Source organism: Propionivibrio pelophilus DSM 12018 (assembly GCF_059569095.1).
Genome location: NZ_JCANUT010000074.1, coordinates 1 through 16,347 on the forward strand (window position 1 = coordinate 1; position 16,347 = coordinate 16,347).

General features: G+C 57.5%; 8 protein-coding genes. 6 read left to right on the top strand and 2 right to left on the bottom strand.

Annotated elements, in window-relative coordinates:
* Positions 1-263 (bottom strand): helix-turn-helix domain-containing protein (locus tag BO74_RS19170; protein WP_496444729.1); only part of this gene is annotated, 263 nt, incomplete at its 3' end.
* A 411-nt stretch (positions 264-674) separates the two neighbouring features.
* On the opposite strand from BO74_RS19170, the gene BO74_RS19175 reads away from it, so the two are divergent.
* The 6 genes from BO74_RS19175 (at position 675) to BO74_RS19200 (ending at position 16,025) form a co-directional block, all read left to right on the top strand.
* Positions 675-989 (top strand): helix-turn-helix domain-containing protein, encoded by a 315-nt coding sequence (locus BO74_RS19175; protein WP_496444715.1) that lies wholly within the window; start codon positions 675-677, stop codon positions 987-989.
* A gap of 199 nt (positions 990-1,188) precedes the next feature.
* Positions 1,189-1,365, top strand: coding sequence for a type II toxin-antitoxin system antitoxin (locus BO74_RS19180; protein WP_496444717.1), 177 nt, complete (start codon positions 1,189-1,191; stop codon positions 1,363-1,365).
* A 17-nt stretch (positions 1,366-1,382) separates the two neighbouring features.
* Positions 1,383-6,710, top strand: a complete 5,328-nt coding sequence (locus tag BO74_RS19185) for a DEAD/DEAH box helicase (protein ID WP_496444719.1) — start codon at positions 1,383-1,385, stop codon at positions 6,708-6,710.
* A gap of 6 nt (positions 6,711-6,716) precedes the next feature.
* Positions 6,717-9,566: a DUF8741 domain-containing protein gene (locus BO74_RS19190; protein ID WP_496444721.1), complete on the top strand. Its 2,850-nt coding sequence runs from the start codon at positions 6,717-6,719 to the stop codon at positions 9,564-9,566.
* Between the two features lie 4 nt (positions 9,567-9,570).
* The gene (locus BO74_RS19195) at positions 9,571-14,583 is read left to right on the top strand and encodes an Eco57I restriction-modification methylase domain-containing protein (protein WP_496444723.1); all 5,013 of its coding nucleotides are present in this window, start codon (positions 9,571-9,573) and stop codon (positions 14,581-14,583) included.
* Between the two features lie 5 nt (positions 14,584-14,588).
* Entirely contained in the window at positions 14,589-16,025 is a 1,437-nt protein-coding gene (locus BO74_RS19200) for a hypothetical protein (protein ID WP_496444725.1), read from the top strand.
* Between the two features lie 25 nt (positions 16,026-16,050).
* Here the strand turns inward: BO74_RS19200 and BO74_RS19205 are convergent.
* A partial coding sequence (locus tag BO74_RS19205) for an IS3 family transposase (protein ID WP_496444727.1) occupies positions 16,051-16,347 on the bottom strand: 297 nt, incomplete at its 5' end.

The following is a 16,347-nucleotide window of genomic DNA, read 5'->3' on the forward strand; positions in this document are numbered from 1 at the left end:
ATGATCGTGCGGCGAATCGCTTCTTCCTGCGCTTCACTCAGGCATCGCCCGTCGCCTCGCGCTCGGCCCCGTGCAGTCGGTCGAATGGCTGACCACCCGCCCTCAACAAACCGGTCAATCGTGGCGCGTACCGCCGGGTAGCTCAAGCCCGTCATCGCGACAATCTGCATGATCTTGATTGCCTTCTGGTGCAATCGAATCACTTGCTTGCGCCGCTCATGAAGTTGTTCCAGCGTTTGCTTTCTGGCGTTCTCTTTTTCCATCATCATCAGACACGAAAAATCCGGATAAGTTCATACTTCATCGGGCCGGATCAATATTATTCCCGCCTGGCTCGGAGCCGGACTCGAACCATATCAGGTAACAGCGACATCCCGCCATGAAAGACCGGGGCTATGGAGGGGGGAAAACGAACGCCAAGTAATAGTCCAGGGTCGGAGACTCCGTGGGAACTTGAGACCATTTGTGCCTTGGTCAGCAGGGCACGTCAAGCGTATAAGAGAGAGGCCTCGCGGAATACACTCCTTTTACAATACGCATAAAATTGCATTTTATCCGGTAAATGTCGTTTAATACGCAAAATTGTGCGTGCTATGGAACGTGGCTCTTTCGGTATGACGTGGGGTCATTATTGGGCGGCAATTGTGACAACCGACCTCTGAAAGGGGGGAAGATTGAAAACGTTTCACACGCTCGAAGAGCTGGAAGCGCTCCTAGGTGAGCATCTGCGGAATCTGCGTCTGCATCGCAACATTGACCAAAAAACGCTTGCTGCGCGCGCGGGCGTAAGTTGCCGGGCATTGCAAAATCTTGAAGCAGGCGCCGGCTCATCGGTCAAGACGCTATTATCGGTTGTTCGCGCACTTGACCGCGAAGATTGGCTAGACGGCATTGCGCCAGCAACTATCAATCCGTTAACAATGCTGAAATCGTGTAAAGCACGTCAGCGCGCCGGCACCAAACGCAAGCAGCGCAGAGAGATTATTTAAAGCTCGGATGAGAAGCTTGCCAGTTGCAGCAGTTGCGAAAGGCTTCAAAGCGAATACCGGTTTTCTCGCAAGCTTCTGTCCTGGGAGCATCATTGTTGTTGAGACAAAAGCCGGCGACGGCCCCTGAAAAGCCCAAACCGCGCAGCTACTTGCGTTACATTTGCGGTACTCTTTTACATCTTCTCTGGCGAATTGAAAAATGACACGCAAGACCGATACCCTCAACCTTCGTGTCACTCCTGAACTGAAGGAATTGATTCGATTGGCGGCAGAGGGGGAGCACCGAACGATTGCCAATTTCGTTGAGGTACTCGTCAGGGAATATTGTAACGAACACGGTATCGCTGTTCCGGCCAAGCAGCCGCAGAGCCGCTGAGCTGACCAGGGGGATTGATGGACGTCTTTCAGTTTCGCGAGCACCTCGTCGCCGAGTACGAGCAGTTCACTCGTAGTTTTACGCGCATTCGAGCTGACGACATTAGGAACTTCGTCAACGAGCAGTACGCCAGTCAAAAGTATTGGCCAGAGCCACTCATCCAAATCAATCCGAATTTTAAATCTGGAGGAACGGTCGACGAATTTGTCGCAGCTGGTCAGCTCAGTGCGCAGTGCGCAGATATCTTCCGCCTTGGTAAGTCTCCGTCATCGGCAGGCGTCTCGTTGCCATTACACAAGCACCAGGCAGAAGCCATAAGCTTGGCCGCCGCCGGTGAAAGTTATGTGCTGACTACGGGTACGGGCTCCGGAAAATCACTGAGCTACTTCATTCCCATCGTAGACGCTTGCCTAAAGGCGAAGACAGCCGCTCCCAAGCCGTGTACGCGAGCCATCGTCATCTACCCGATGAACGCTTTGGCTAACTCGCAGTTAGAAGAATTGAAAAAGTTCCTGGGGTCGAACCCTGGGGAACGGGCGGTGACTTTCGGTCGCTACACCGGGCAGGAATCTGACGAAGAACGGCAGGCCATGGCGGCCAATCCGCCCGACATTTTGCTTACCAACTTCATGATGCTCGAACTGCTGATGACTCGGCAGAACGACATCGACAAGGCGGTGATGCGCAACGCCAGGGGCCTGCGCTTTCTCGTGCTTGATGAGTTGCACACCTATCGCGGCAGGCAGGGCGCAGACGTTGCTCTGCTCGTTCGACGCGTGAGAGAGGCTCTGGCCGAAAACCTCGTCTGTATCGGCACCTCAGCAACAATGGCGACCGAGGGAACCCAGATGGCACGCAATGCTGTCGTTGCCGGTGTCGCGTCCCGCCTGTTTGGCACCCATATCCCCGACCGGAACATCATCTCTGAGACCTTGCGTCGGACTACACCGGAGCAGGACACCCTGGCGGATGTCGCTGGCCGACTCGGCGAGGCCATTCGTGCTGGGATACCCTTGGAGGCAGACTTCAAGACGCTGGCAGCTCACCCAGTCTCAGTATGGGTTGAGCTGACCCTAGGCTTGACCTACGAGGACGATAAACCGCGCCGCGCCCGCCCTCGCACACTGGCCGAGGCTGCAAAACTTCTGAGCGAGGCATCAGGAGAGACGACCAGCACCTGCCTCGACTACCTGCAACGCTTCATGTTGCTGGCCTACGCAGTTACCGATGAATCAGGAAAATCGCTGTTTGCGTTCAAGCTGCACCAGTTCATTGCTGGTGGCGGCAAGGTCTACGCAACGCTGGAGGCTGCCCGTCACCGTGCCATCACACTCGATGGGCAGCAGTATGTGTCGGGTGATACTGACCGCCTTCGCCGGTACTACCACGTCCATTTTTGCCGTGACTGCGGGCAAGAGTACTTGCCTGTCTGGGATGCCGAAAGTGCAGAAGGGCGCACCTTTAATGTGCGCAGCATTGAAGAGCGCCAGCACGAGGACGACCAGATAAAGTTTGGCTTCCTGCTACCCAGTTTGGATGGCTGGGACCCATCAGACCCTGAACGTTACCCTGAAGGGTGGGTGGAAGAACGCGCGGACGGTGAATGGCGCATTAAACCTGACAAGCGCAAGTTCATTCCACAATCCGTCAATGTCCGGGCCGATGGCGTGACAACCGCAGGGTTGGGGCTCACAGCCTGGTTCATCCCCGGAGCCTTTCGCTTCTGCCTTGCGTGTGGCACGGTTCACACCACTGCGGGCAAAGATGCGCTCCGTCTGACCTCTCTGTCAGGCGAAGGCCGCAGTTCGGCCACGACTATGCTGACCCTGTCGGCATTGAGCTATCTCTACGAGCAAGACCACCAGCTCTCAGCGGATGCCAAGAAGGTTCTAGGGTTTTCCGACAACCGACAGGATGCAGCGCTTCAGGCCGGGCACTTCAATGATTTCTTGCAGGTCTTGTTGACCCGCGCTGCGCTTCTTTCGGCCGTGGACAAAACGCCTTCCAAGAAGCTGAGCGAAAAAGAGGTTGCGAACGCAGTCTTTGAAGCCCTTGGCTTTCATCGTGATGACCCTTCGGTTCGTTCCGAATACATGCAGCAGCCTGAAGTTAAGGGAAACACACGTCGTCAGGTACAAGAGGCGATGCGTGGCATCTTGGGCTATCGAGCGTATTTCGACCTGCGTCGCGGCTGGCGGTTTAATAATCCCAACCTGGAACAACTGGGCCTGGTTCGCATCGACTATCAGGATATTGATGACCTCGCAGCAGATGCTTCCGAGTGGGTAAATGCCCCGCTGGTGCTGCAAGCAGCCAAGCCGAATGAACGGGTCATGGTCTTGCGTACGCTGTTCGATTTCATGCGCCAAGGCTTGTGTATCGCCACGCGCTATCTCGACAGAACGGAACTAGACCAGCTGCGTACCCAAAGCTATGCCAATCTGTGCGAACCTTGGGGCTTCACCGAAGACGAGCGTCCCCAGTCGGCCAAATGGTTCGTCACGAGCCGTCCCAAGGAGGAAAGTGACCGCAAGGGTCGTCGCGTCAATCTTGATGATTTTCTTGTCTTTGGTTCCAGCCGGTCTCGTCTGGGCAAGTACTTGCGCAAGAGCAGCGCCTGGGGTGGTGCCAATCCATACTATAGTCAGGTCAATGATAAAACCTATCAAGATGTCATTGCCGCCCTGCTGAAGGCGGCAGAGTCCTATGGACTAGTCCGTAAGGAAGAGACCGACGTTGGTCTTACCGGCTGGCAACTGAATGGCACTGCTTTGGTTTGGGCGTCAGGCTCGGGCGAGAGTCAACGACAGGCGGACGACAACACGTTCTTCCGCAGCCTCTACAAGAATATTGCTTCACTGCTCGACAACCCGGTTCATCAGCTCTTCGATTTTGAAGCTCGGGAACATACAGCTCAAGTTGAGCAAATCGACCGCATGGAGCGTGAGGCACGTTTCCGTTTCACCGAGAAAGACCGAACGGAATGGCAGAACAAGAATGGTACGGCCCTGGAGTGGCTCCCGGTGTTGTTCTGCTCACCCACAATGGAGCTTGGCGTCGACATCGCGTCGCTGAACACGGTCTACATGCGCAACGTGCCGCCAACGCCAGCGAATTATGCACAGCGCAGCGGCCGAGCGGGCCGAGCAGGCCAGCCAGCGTTGGTCATTACTTACTGTGCTGCCCAGAGCCCTCATGACCAGTATTATTTCCGTGACCCAGTCCGCATGGTCCATGGACAAGTAAACGCGCCAACGCTGGACCTCGCCAACCTTGAGCTTATCAAAAGCCACATGCATGCTATCTGGCTGGCCGAGACCGGGAGAAAGCTTGGCAATAGTGTCCGCGACCTACTGGACATGAATCACCCGGAGTCCCTCCCGGTGAACGAAGATATGGCGTCGGACCTGGACAAGCCTGACGCGAAGAGACGGGCTCACGCCCGAGGTCTCATGGTGCTGGGCATGCTCAAGGACGAACTCACGCCGCAGCGTGCCCCTTGGTTCAGTGACGTGTGGGCTGAAACGGTCTTCCAACGTTGCTACATTGAGTTCAATTTGGCCTTGCAGCGCTGGCGTGACCTCTACCGCGCAACTGCCCAAGCGATTGACCTGAATTTCAAAATCGAGAACAACCCGGCTGCGAGCGAGCGTGAACGGCGAGAGGCCCAACAACGCCACAACGAGGCCCGGAAACAGCGTGACTTGCTACTGGCGGGCGACAGCGCCTTTAACAGCGATTTCTACACATACCGTTACATGGCCAGTCAGGGGTTTTTACCTGGCTACAACTTCCCACGCCTGCCACTGCTGGCTTATCTGCCTGCTCGTCGTGGGCACATCGGACGCGAGAGTTTCCTGTCGCGCCCGCGTTTTTTGGCGCTCGGCGAGTTCGGGCCTTACAGCCTTATCTATCACGAGGGGAGCGAGTATCGAGTCACAAAAGCCCTGTTGACCATCACGGGGCAAGACCAGGTCAGCGACGGAGCCCGTCTTCCGACGGAAGTCGCGCGGTTGTGTCCCGCTTGTGGCTACGGCCACTTCCGTTCTCAACGTGATGCTGACCGCTGTGTTTCCTGTGGCGCTTCGCTAAGCGGCGCCCAGGAAGTAAAGAACCTCTATCGCATCGAGAACGTCTCCACGAAGAGGGCGGAGCGTATCACCGCCAACGAGGAAGAGCGTGTTCGTCAAGGCTACGAGATGCAGACTACGCTGCAGTTTGCTGAGGCGGATGGCAAACTGCAGATGGTGACGACGGTTGCTAGCGACGAACAAGGGCCTTTGCTCGAGTTGCAATACGGCCCCACAGCTACGGTTTGGAGAATGAATTTCGGCTGGCGCCGCCGCAAGGAAAAGACGATTCAAGGTTTCATGATGAACCCCGTCACGGGCCACTGGGTCGGTGGTGTCGACGATGGCAATGGCGAAGCTGAATCGGATGTCGATGCGCCTCCGGACAAGACGCCTCCGCAACGTATTGTTCCCTACGTTGAAGACCGCCGAAACATCCTCATTGTCCGACCGCACTTTCGGTTGGGCAAACTCTCTGCCGAGACGCTCACCACGCTCCAGTACGCTTTGAAGCGAGGCATTGAGGCGGTGTATCAACTCGAAGAGAGCGAGCTGATGGCTGAGCCTCTTCCAACGCGTGATAACCGGCAGTCCATCCTGTTCTTCGAGGCTGCCGAAGGCGGCGCTGGTGTATTAACGCGGTTGGCGACAGAGCCAACGGCTATAGCAGGCGTGGCAGCCAAGGCTTTGGAGGTAATGCACTATCTGCTACCAGCAACCGGTCAGTGGTTGCGCGATACCTTGGAGGAGGAGCGCGATGCGGATGGACAACCCTTGTGCGAGGCCGGCTGCTATCGATGCTTGCTGTCCTACTACAACCAGCCAGACCACACGCTCATCGACCGCAAAGATAAGGAGGCGGGCGGACTGCTGCTGGATGTCCTTTGCCGATTGACCCGAGCCAGCACAGTTCAAGGCAGTCAAGGGCGGGCGCCGGAGCAGCACGATGCGGAACTGTCACGCACGGCCGGCAGTAGCCTGGAGCAGGCTTGGTTGGACCATGTCAATGACAACGGTTATCGCAAGCCGGACCACGGCCAACACACCATTGCCGCGGCGAGTGCGTGCGCGGATTTTTTCTACGACGACCTCCACCTGGCAGTCTTCATCGATGGCCCTCATCACGATGTCGAGGGTCAGAAACAAAAGGATGCTGATATCAATCGCAAGCTCGACGAACTGGGCTACCTATTCGTGAGGTTCCCAAAAGAGACCACGAGCTGGCCCGATATATTCAATAACAACTCGGACCTGTTTGGTCCTGGCAAGAACTGAGTCGATATGAATGCTCCTCTACCGGAGTTTCTTCCGGGAAGCCTGATTTCCGCTCGTGGCCGCGAGTGGATTGTGCTGCCCGAGTCCGATACCACCACACTGCACCTGCGCCCCTTGGGCGGCGGCGAGCGCGACGAAACTCTTATCTTTCTGCCGCTCGAGCGCCAGCCGGTTCAGCCGGCAACATTCCCTTGGCCCACGCTTAACCAAGCCCGAAATCACTCGGCCAGTCAACTTTTGCTGGATGCCTTGCAGCTCAAATTGCGCAGTGGTGCCGGGCCCTTTCGCAGTTTTGGCAACATTGCGGTTGAGCCTCGGGCCTACCAGCTTGTTCCCCTGTTGATGGCCCTGAAGCTGCCTACCGTGCGTCTGCTAGTTGCTGATGACGTCGGTATTGGAAAGACCATTGAAGGTGCTCTCATTGCTCGCGAACTTCTCGACCGAGGAGAAGTCCAGCGGATGGCCGTGCTCTGCCCGCCGCACTTATGCGAGCAATGGCAGCGTGAACTGGCCGAGCGCTTCCACATCCATGCCGTGTTGGTGCGCTCAAACACCGCCGACCGGTTGGAGCGCGAGCTGCCTCCTGGCACATCCGTGTTCGACGCGCATCCGTTCACGGTGGTGAGCTTGGACTACGTCAAATCCGAACGTAGACGCGAAGCCTTCCAGCGATTCTGTCCCGAATTCGTCATTGTGGACGAGGCTCACACTTGCACCCAGGGAGGACAAGGTCGGCAGCAGCGCTATCAACTGCTCAAAGGCCTGGCTGAAGATACCAACCGCCACATGGTGCTGTTGACCGCCACGCCGCACAGCGGTGACGAAGATGCGTTCTTCAACCTATTGGGTCTGTTACGCACTGACTTTACACTGCTGAAGGACCTGCCGAGTACCCAGAGAAGCGACCTGCGTGAGGCGCTGTCGCGCCACTTCGTCCAGCGGCGCCGGCCTGACATCGCCGAGTGGCAGGATGCCTCCATGTTCCCTGACCGCAAGACGGCTGAAGTGACCTACCGCCTCACTGGTGCTTGGGGGCAGCTATTTAATGACGTGTTGGCATACGCTCGCGAGCTCGTTGAACGTGCCGAGGGACAAGGCCTGCGCGAGCAGCGCATGAAATGGTGGGCTGCGCTTGCCTTGTTGCGATGCATCTCTTCGTCGCCAGCCGCGGCTGTCAATTCTCTGCGTACTCGGCTGCATGGCGTTCAGGAGGACGAGAGCGAGTCTGAAACGCTGTCCCTGGAGGACCTGGAGCTTCAAGCCAGCGACCGTGTTCTGGATGGAACGGACGACGCACTGTCGACGGATGACATTGAACCCGGTGCGCAAACGGGAGATTCTGAGCGGCTTCGAGAACTAATTGCCGCAGCGGATTCACTGGCCGGTAGTCAAAAGGACCCAAAGCTGGCCAAGTTGCAGGAGCATCTCGCTTTGCTGCTCAAAGAAGGCTTCCAGCCGGTTGTTTTCTGTCGCTATATCGCCACGGCGCATTATCTGGTGGCCTACCTGCGCGACAAGTTCAAGTCCGTCACGGTCAAGGCTGTGACCGGGGAACTTACACCTGGCGAGCGAGAAGCCGCCGTCGAGCAACTGGGTGACAGTGAGACCCGTATCCTGGTGGCCACGGACTGCCTCTCCGAAGGTGTCAACCTTCAAAACTTGTTTACGGCCGTGGTTCACTATGATTTGAGTTGGAATCCTACCCGTCACGAGCAACGGGAAGGTCGTGTCGACCGCTTCGGTCAGAAGGCTCGTGAAGTCCGCAGCACCATGCTTTACGGGGAAGACAATCCGGTGGATGGTGCCGTCCTGCAGGTCATCCTGCGCAAGGCAGAGAGTATCCGCAAGGAGCTGGGGGTTCTGGTGCCGATGCCCGATAACGAGGGCAAGCTGACTCAGGCGCTGCTGAACGCCGTTCTCCTGCGCAAGGGAGCGGCCATAAACGCGCAGTCGCAGCTCGACCTGTTTAGCGAACCCGCCAGGGAAATCGAGCTGGCATGGCAGAGCGCCAAAGAAAAGGCCAAGCAGAACCGCTCCATTTTCGCGCAGCGCCGTCTGAAACCAGAGGATGTACTGCCCGAGTGGCGCAAATCGGCCGCGGTATTGGGAGGCGAGGCCGACGTTGAGCGCTTCGTCAGTCGTGCCGCTGCCAAACTGGGAGCACCGTTGGAGTCGGCGCGCGGATATTTCAAGCTATTGACCGAGTATCTGCCTCAGCCCATTCGCGAACGGCTCAGCGCCGAAGGCATTGAGGGCACGCTGCGTATCGACTTCCATCAGCCTGCAGCACAGAGCGCAGTGTTTATTCACCGTACCCATCCTTTGGTGGTGGTGTTGGCGGACATCCTGCTTGAGCAGGCGCTCGACGTCACCAACGGTTCCTGTGATGACAGCGCGGTCGCTCGCGCCGGGGCCGCCTTTGTCGGTAACGTTCAGCTCAAGACCACTGTGTTGTTGCTGCGTATGCGACACCAACTCAGCGTTACGCACGGCAGCCAGGCACGCCTTATTCTCTGCGAGGAATCTGTCGCCGTGGCCTCGGCAGGTGCTGCTCCGTTCGAGTTGCTGGTTGCCGAGCAAGCCCGTGAACTGCTGGGTGCCGAGGCCACCCGCAACATGCCGCCCCCCTTGCGAGACCGCCAACTGCAAAGCGCGCTTGATGGGCTGCCAGCATGGCAGCCGCAACTGGAAGCCATTGCCAAAGCACGTGCCCAAGAACTTCTGCAAGACCATCGGCGAGTTCGTGAGGCGGCTGATGCCAAAGGCACCTACCAAGTCACCGCCAACCTGCCAGTGGACGTAATGGGTGTTTACGTGCTGCTTCCTGCTGCAGCAACGCAAGGCGAGGGAGCCTGATTTTATGGCACGCAAGAAGACTACTACCTTGGCTTACAACGCCATCAGAATTGAAGGCGGGCTCATCCCTGCAGACGAGCTCACCCGCCTGACTACTTTGGTCGACCCCGCCGCGACAGAACAGGCTGAGGCACACTACAGAATCTCCAGGGGCCTGAAGCTTCGCGACGAGATTGGTCGTGACTTCAAGATTGCTCTGACTCTCTGGCAAGATTTTCAGGCGTTACGCAAGCGCACCGACGTCAATGCCCATGAGGTCACTGTTCGGGAGTTGTTGCTTCCATTAATGCGAGACGTGTTGCATTTCGCAGATATTGGACGTTGTGCAGCCACCGAGACAAGTGGACATAGCTATGCGATTGGACATGCGGCAGAGGGCGGTCGCGTGCCATTGGTCTTTGCGGCGCATGACCAGCCACTGGATGCGGCAACTGAGCGCTTCGGAGAAGCTCACCCGGATACCGGCAAGGTTCGGAGGCGCAGCCCCTATATGCTGGCCCAGGAGGCACTCAACGCGTCCGATACTTCCCTTTGGGCCATCGTTACCAACGGTCTAACGTTGCGCATCCTGCGCGACAACCCCAGCCTGACTCGGCCGGCGTACGTCGAAGTAGACCTGGAATCCCTCTTCAACGAAGAGCTTCATCCTGACTTTACTGCGTTTTGGTTGCTAGCTCACGCCAGTCGGTTCGGTACTCCCTCAGGCGAGCCGACCAATTGCGTATGGGAGCGCTGGCGCGCAACAGGTCAGGCCGCAGGCGTTACCGTGCGCACTAATCTGCGCTATCAAGTTGCAGATGCCTTGCGTGCGCTCGGTACGGGTTTCTTGTCCCACCCAGCCAACGGAAGGCTGCGAGCTGCTCTCCAGCGCTTGGAGGGGGAAGATGGTGCTTTGTGCCGTCAAGCTTTCTTCGAGGAGTTGCTGCGGCTGGTCTACCGCCTTATCTTCCTGTCTACTGTCGAGGACCGAACCGACAGAACCAGCGGGCACCCCCTCATATTTACCCCCGACGCACCGCCAGAGGTCCGACAGCGATACCTGTCGGGCTACTCGATGGCTTGGTTGCGGGAGCGGGCAGCGAGGCGCAGCCAGCACGACCGACATTCGGACTTGTGGCAGGCGCTTGCTATCACCTTTCGCTCGCTGGCGAGAGGCGAACCACATTTGGGGTTGCCTCCGCTCGGGGGACTTTTTGACATAGACCAGTGCGAGTGGCTCGATAATGCACAGTTGGAAAACCGCTGGTTGCTGACGGCGGTGTATCAGTTGGGCTGGTTCCGCGCCGAAGGTGGTCTGACCCGAGTCAACTACCGCGACATGGGCCCGGAAGAGCTGGGCAGCGTTTACGAAAGCCTGCTGGAGTTGGTACCCGACTTACAGATGCTAGCTCAACCAGCATCAGCACGTTTCCTCTTTGTCGGCGACGACGACAGCGAAGGCAGCACTAAAGGTAACACACGCAAGCTGACCGGTAGCTACTACACCCCGGATAGCTTGGTGCAGGAACTAATCAAGACTGCACTGGAGCCCGTCATCACGGAGACGGTGCGCGCCAACCCCGAGCGCCCAGTCGAAGCCCTGCTCGGTCTCACCATCTGCGACCCTGCTTGCGGCAGCGGCCACTTCTTGCTGTCAGCGGCTCGTCGTTTAGCCGACGAGGTGGCCTTGCACCGTGCTTTGGCGGAACGTGAAGGTGGCGCCCCCACCCCCGTTGACTATCGCCACGCCCTGCGTGATGTGGTCAGCCACTGTATCTTTGGGGTGGACAAGAACCCCATGGCAATTCAGCTGGCCAAGACGGCATTGTGGCTGGAGGCATACTCGCCCGACCGTCCTCTATCCTTCGTAGACCACCATCTTCAGGTCGGTGATGCGCTGCTGGGGGTTTTGGACCCCAAAGTGCTGGAGAACGGTATCCCGGATGAAGCCTATACAGCACTTTCTGGCGATAACAAGGCCGTAGCATCCGCTCTGAAAAAGCGAAATAAGGCCGACCTCAAGAGCTGGAAGGCGATTGCTTCCGGTGACCTGTTTACAAAGGCGGGGCACGCCATTAGGGCGGTAGCGGTAGAAACGTTGTCTGACGACTCTCCCGAGAACATTGCAGCCAAGCGCGCTGCTTGGCTTGAAGCGCAGGCCGTCGCCCAGCGTTCCACGCTGGCGCGCTTAGCCGATACTTACGTGGCCGCGTTCCTTGCGCCGAAGCTGGCCAATACGGGTGAACAGGTTCCACTTTCTGGTTACTTGTGGGGCGTGCTCAGCGGCCAGGCACCGAGGGCCGATTTGGAAGAAGTGGCGCAGTACCTGTGCCGCACTCACTGTGTGTTCCATTGGTGGCTCGCTTTCCCGCAGGTCGCTGCAAGAGGGGGCTTCTCGGTGATGCTGGGTAACCCACCTTGGGAGCGAATCAAACTGCAAGAGGAGGAGTTCTTCGCGAGTCGCAGTCCGCTGGTGGCCAAGGCGAAAAACAAGGCCGAGCGTGGACAGCGCATCGAGTGGTTGCGTGAAGGTCTCCTACTTCACAATCTGAATCCGGAGTTGGAGCAAGCGGAGGGGCTGACACCGCCGAATAAGGCGGAAGTGGCGCTTTACGAGGCGTTCATCACTACCCGTCGGGGAGCGGAGGCTGCAAGCCTATTTGCGCACGATGGCAGGCGTTACCCACTTACTGGCGTCGGCGACGTCAATACTTACGCGCTGTTTGCAGAGACCTACCTTGAAGCCACGTCGCCGCATGGCCGCGCTGGCTTTATCGTGCCTACGGGAATCGCGACCGATGACAATACGAAGGTCTTTTTCTCAGGGTTGGTGCGAGACAGGCGGTTAGCCTCACTATTTAGCTTCTATGAGATTCGCAGATGGTTTCCCGGCACTGACGACAGGAAGGCTTTCTGCCTACTCACGGTCGGCTCGAAACAGGACGCTGAGTTCGCCTACGACATCGAGAACTGGGACGACTTCGTCAAAGTTGAGAAACGCTACAAGCTCACTGCGGATGAATTCGCAGCACTGAATCCGAATACGCTCACGCTCCCTGTGTTTCGTAGCAAATACGACGCTGAGCTGACCAAAAAGCTTTACCGCGCGGCGCCGGTACTCATCCGTGAAGAGCAAAAATGCCCTGAGGGAGAACTTCTCGAAGTCGAAAACAACCCCTGGGGCCTCAGTTTTCAGCGAATGCTGGACATGTCGACCGACAGCGGCCTGTTTCTTGACCAGTCAAACGGTGAATCCGACCAGTCCGACGCATTCCGCTGCCTGCCTCTGTATGAGGCCAAAATGGTTCACCAGTTCGACCACCGCTGGGCTACCTATATCGATGCGCCTGACAAACCGGGAGGTTTGGACACAGCCGACTTGAGTGCTGCACAGAAGAGTGACCCAGCCCATACCGTGCGACCCCGCTACTGGGTGTCTGAACGAGAAGTGCTTGCCCGCATCGCCCGTGTGCCAGCGCGCGTAGCGCGAGCTTGGCTAGCAGGGCATGCAGCGGCTCCGAGTGAAGCTCGAGACAACACTCAAGCCGAATTGCTGTTGGCCTTGGCTGCTTGGGTAGCCGGAGAGCTGTTCACCCGAGCGGTGGGAGCGCAGGCGGGAGGTACGCAGCCGGGGCAAACTGGCTGGTCGCAACAACATACGCTGCCTCACATTCTCGCAACCGAAGCGCAGCTAAAAGCGCGCTTTGGGCTCCTATCTGGGACATTGCTGAGCATAGGACTAACAACCAAGAAAAACATGCTCGAGTTTCCCAAGTGGGCACGGCAAAACATCAATATTCGCCTAGCAGATGTCGAGCTTGACTCTCTGGAGAGAGCGCTACAGCACGTTCCCGTGACGAGTGCGTTGTTGGATTTGTTAGCCGAATGGATGGACCAGCGCAGCCCACGTTGGTTGATGGGGTGGCGGGATATCTGCCGTAGTACGGACGAGCGGACCGTGATTGCGTCCGTGGTGCCTAGAGTCGGCGTTGGGCACAAGATGCCGGTCTTTCGTTTCGGCGATGCAATTACTGCGCAATTGGCAGCCGCTTTTCTGGCGAATCTTAACTCGATGACGCTGGACTACGTTGCGCGGCAGAAGATTAGTGGCTCATCGCTTACCTATCACTACCTCAAACAGTTCGTCATCCTCCCACCTGAGCGCTACACACCCACTGCTCTGGAGTTCATTGTTCCCCGCATCCTCGAGCTCACTTACACCACCCACGACTTGAGACCGTGGGCCGACGACTTGTCATCTTTTGACCCACGCCCTGCCGCTGAGCGCAACCGACCGTTCGCATGGAATCCTGAGCGCCGTGCCCAACTTCGCGCTGAACTGGACGCCTACTATGCTGGCCTCTACCGCTTGTCCCGTGATGAATTGCGCTACATTCTTGACCCCGCTGATGTGATGGTCTCCGACTATCCAAGCGAAACCTTCCGCGTGCTCAAGAACAACGATATACGAGAGTTCGGGGAATACCGTACTCAACGCTTGGTATTGGCGGCGTGGGACAGGCTGAGCGCAGGTTCTTCGCTGATACTGCCGGGCGTGCCAGCAGTAGCCCCTCAGTTCAGTGCTCTCGGAATAATTCGCAACGAAGATGAGGCACTACTTGCTGGACTTGTCGTTGCGTTGGTCGAGCATCGTGCAGAGGGGATTCCGTTATCGGAGCTCCAGTCTATCGTGGCTCGTTCTATGAACGCGGGGTTGTACTTGGGAGAGGCGGACGGAGCGCGACTCTCAGAACTTTCCAACTCATCGCGTGTTTTGATTTCTGTTGCGCAATTGCTGGACCGCATCCTTCCCATCGTCCAGCGTTTGGTGTCCGGAGGAGTCCTGAGCCGACTACCTCGCGCTGGCGAGGCGGTATTTGCCCGTGGTGCTGCAATGCTGCCTGGCGATGTGCATAAAGTTCCGGAACATACAGAGGTCGCACAACTTCTGTTGAAAGCCGAGTCACGGCGTCTCGAATCTGCCCGGCCGGAAATGTCAAACAGCGAAACCGTATCAAGGCCGACAGGGACAAGGTAGAGCACGTGAAGAAGCGATGGCTTGAGGGTTACGAACCGGTTCGCCAAAAGCCCCGCTTGTGGGTAGAGAAGCTCTGGCTGGTCGAATCCCGCGAGCCATTAGTGCTGACCCGTTCCGTTGACTTGCATCCGGGCTTGAACATCGTCTGGGCTCGAGAGTCCGCCTCGAAGAAAGTATCAGGCCTGGCCAGCGCAGGGCACGGGGTCGGAAAGACATCGTTGTGCCTGTTGATGCGGTATGTGTTGGGCGACGATGCTCCTGCTATTTCGACGTTGCGCGAGAAAGCCTCAGTAAGTATTCCGAAAGGCGGCGTTGCTGCCAAAGTGCACGTCGACGGGACTGCCTGGCTGGTGTTTCGACCCTATGGGGCGTACGGTCATTCCGTTGGAGCTACCTGTGGGACGTTGGAGTCGCTGTTCCAAAACGCCGCCTCAAATGAGTTTCAAGAATATCTTCGTGCCCTTGAACTTTTCTCAATAGGCCGACTCGCGGCCCAGTCGTTACCGGGCACAAATCAACCTCTCCGCTGGCGCCATTTGCTGGCTTGGTGCATCAGAGACCAGCGTACTCGCTTTGACGGCTTTTATCACTGGCGAGACGGTGAGGGTTTAGGTTTCACGCGCCCTCGGCGCGACCCTCCCTTGTTCGTTGGCTCTGTGCTTGGACTTGTGGACGTGGGGTTGGACCAACTCCTTCGCGAAATGGAGTCGAAGCAAGGTCAGTTCGATAGTGCCAAGGAGCGAATACCTGAATTGGAACGCGCGCCTGCCTACGCTATTTCGCATGCAGAACGGCAACTGCGTGTTCGCGTTCGCTTGGGTGAAGACGAGCCGCTATTCGAAACGCTGTTGGGTGATTCCGTCGAAGCCAGACTAAAGGCAACACTGGCGACAGCAGAGCAAGCCGAGGCGGGGTGGGAGCAGGAAGCCGAGCAAGCTGAAGACAAACTCGCAGCTGAACAGGTGCTGTTGGAACGCCTGATTGACAAACTGAAGCGAGCGGAAGTTGAACTGGGCATCGCAAGAGCCTTGGTTGACGCCAATCGTGCAGATTTTGAGCGCTTGACGAAATCGCGCGCGGACCTGGAGATGCTTGAGGGTCGATGTGACCTTGGTGACGTCGAGTTCGCTGCGTGCCAGCACATTATGGAACGCAAGAGCGCGGTCAATATGACTTGGTTTCGTGACGGGAAGGAAGTCAAGGCCAATGCACCAGAGCGAATGCAACAGGCGGCCCAGTGCCAGGCAGGCTGTGAGCAAGCGGAGTCTGCCGTGGCTGAGCAGAAAACGCGAGTTTCGACTCAACGAGCAGAACTCCGGCGGCTACGCGTTCGAATCGCAACCAGCGAGAGTTCTCGTTTGCTCCTCAAGAAGTCATGGGATGAGTTGCAGCTTTTGTACATACAGAAAACGCAGGGTGTTGAATCTGCCGAATTGAGGTAGGTCGTCAACCGTAGAGTCCAACGGGTTAAGCGGCTATCTGTTTTGCATGGTATTGCTGGGTGAATTGTGCCGGCGACAGATAGCCCAGTCTCGCCTGCTTACGAATTCGGTTGTAGAAGATTTCAATGTACTCGGTGATTTCCTGCCTGGCCTGTGTGCGCGTAGTAAAGCGCCTGTGATGCACCAACTCGTTTTTCAGGGAACCCCAGAAACTCTCCATCGGCGCGTTGTCCCAACAATTGCCCTTGCGGCTCATGGAAGCTTGCATGCCGAATTGTTGCAGTTGCTTTCGATAAGCGTGGGCGCAGTACTGGCTGCCGCG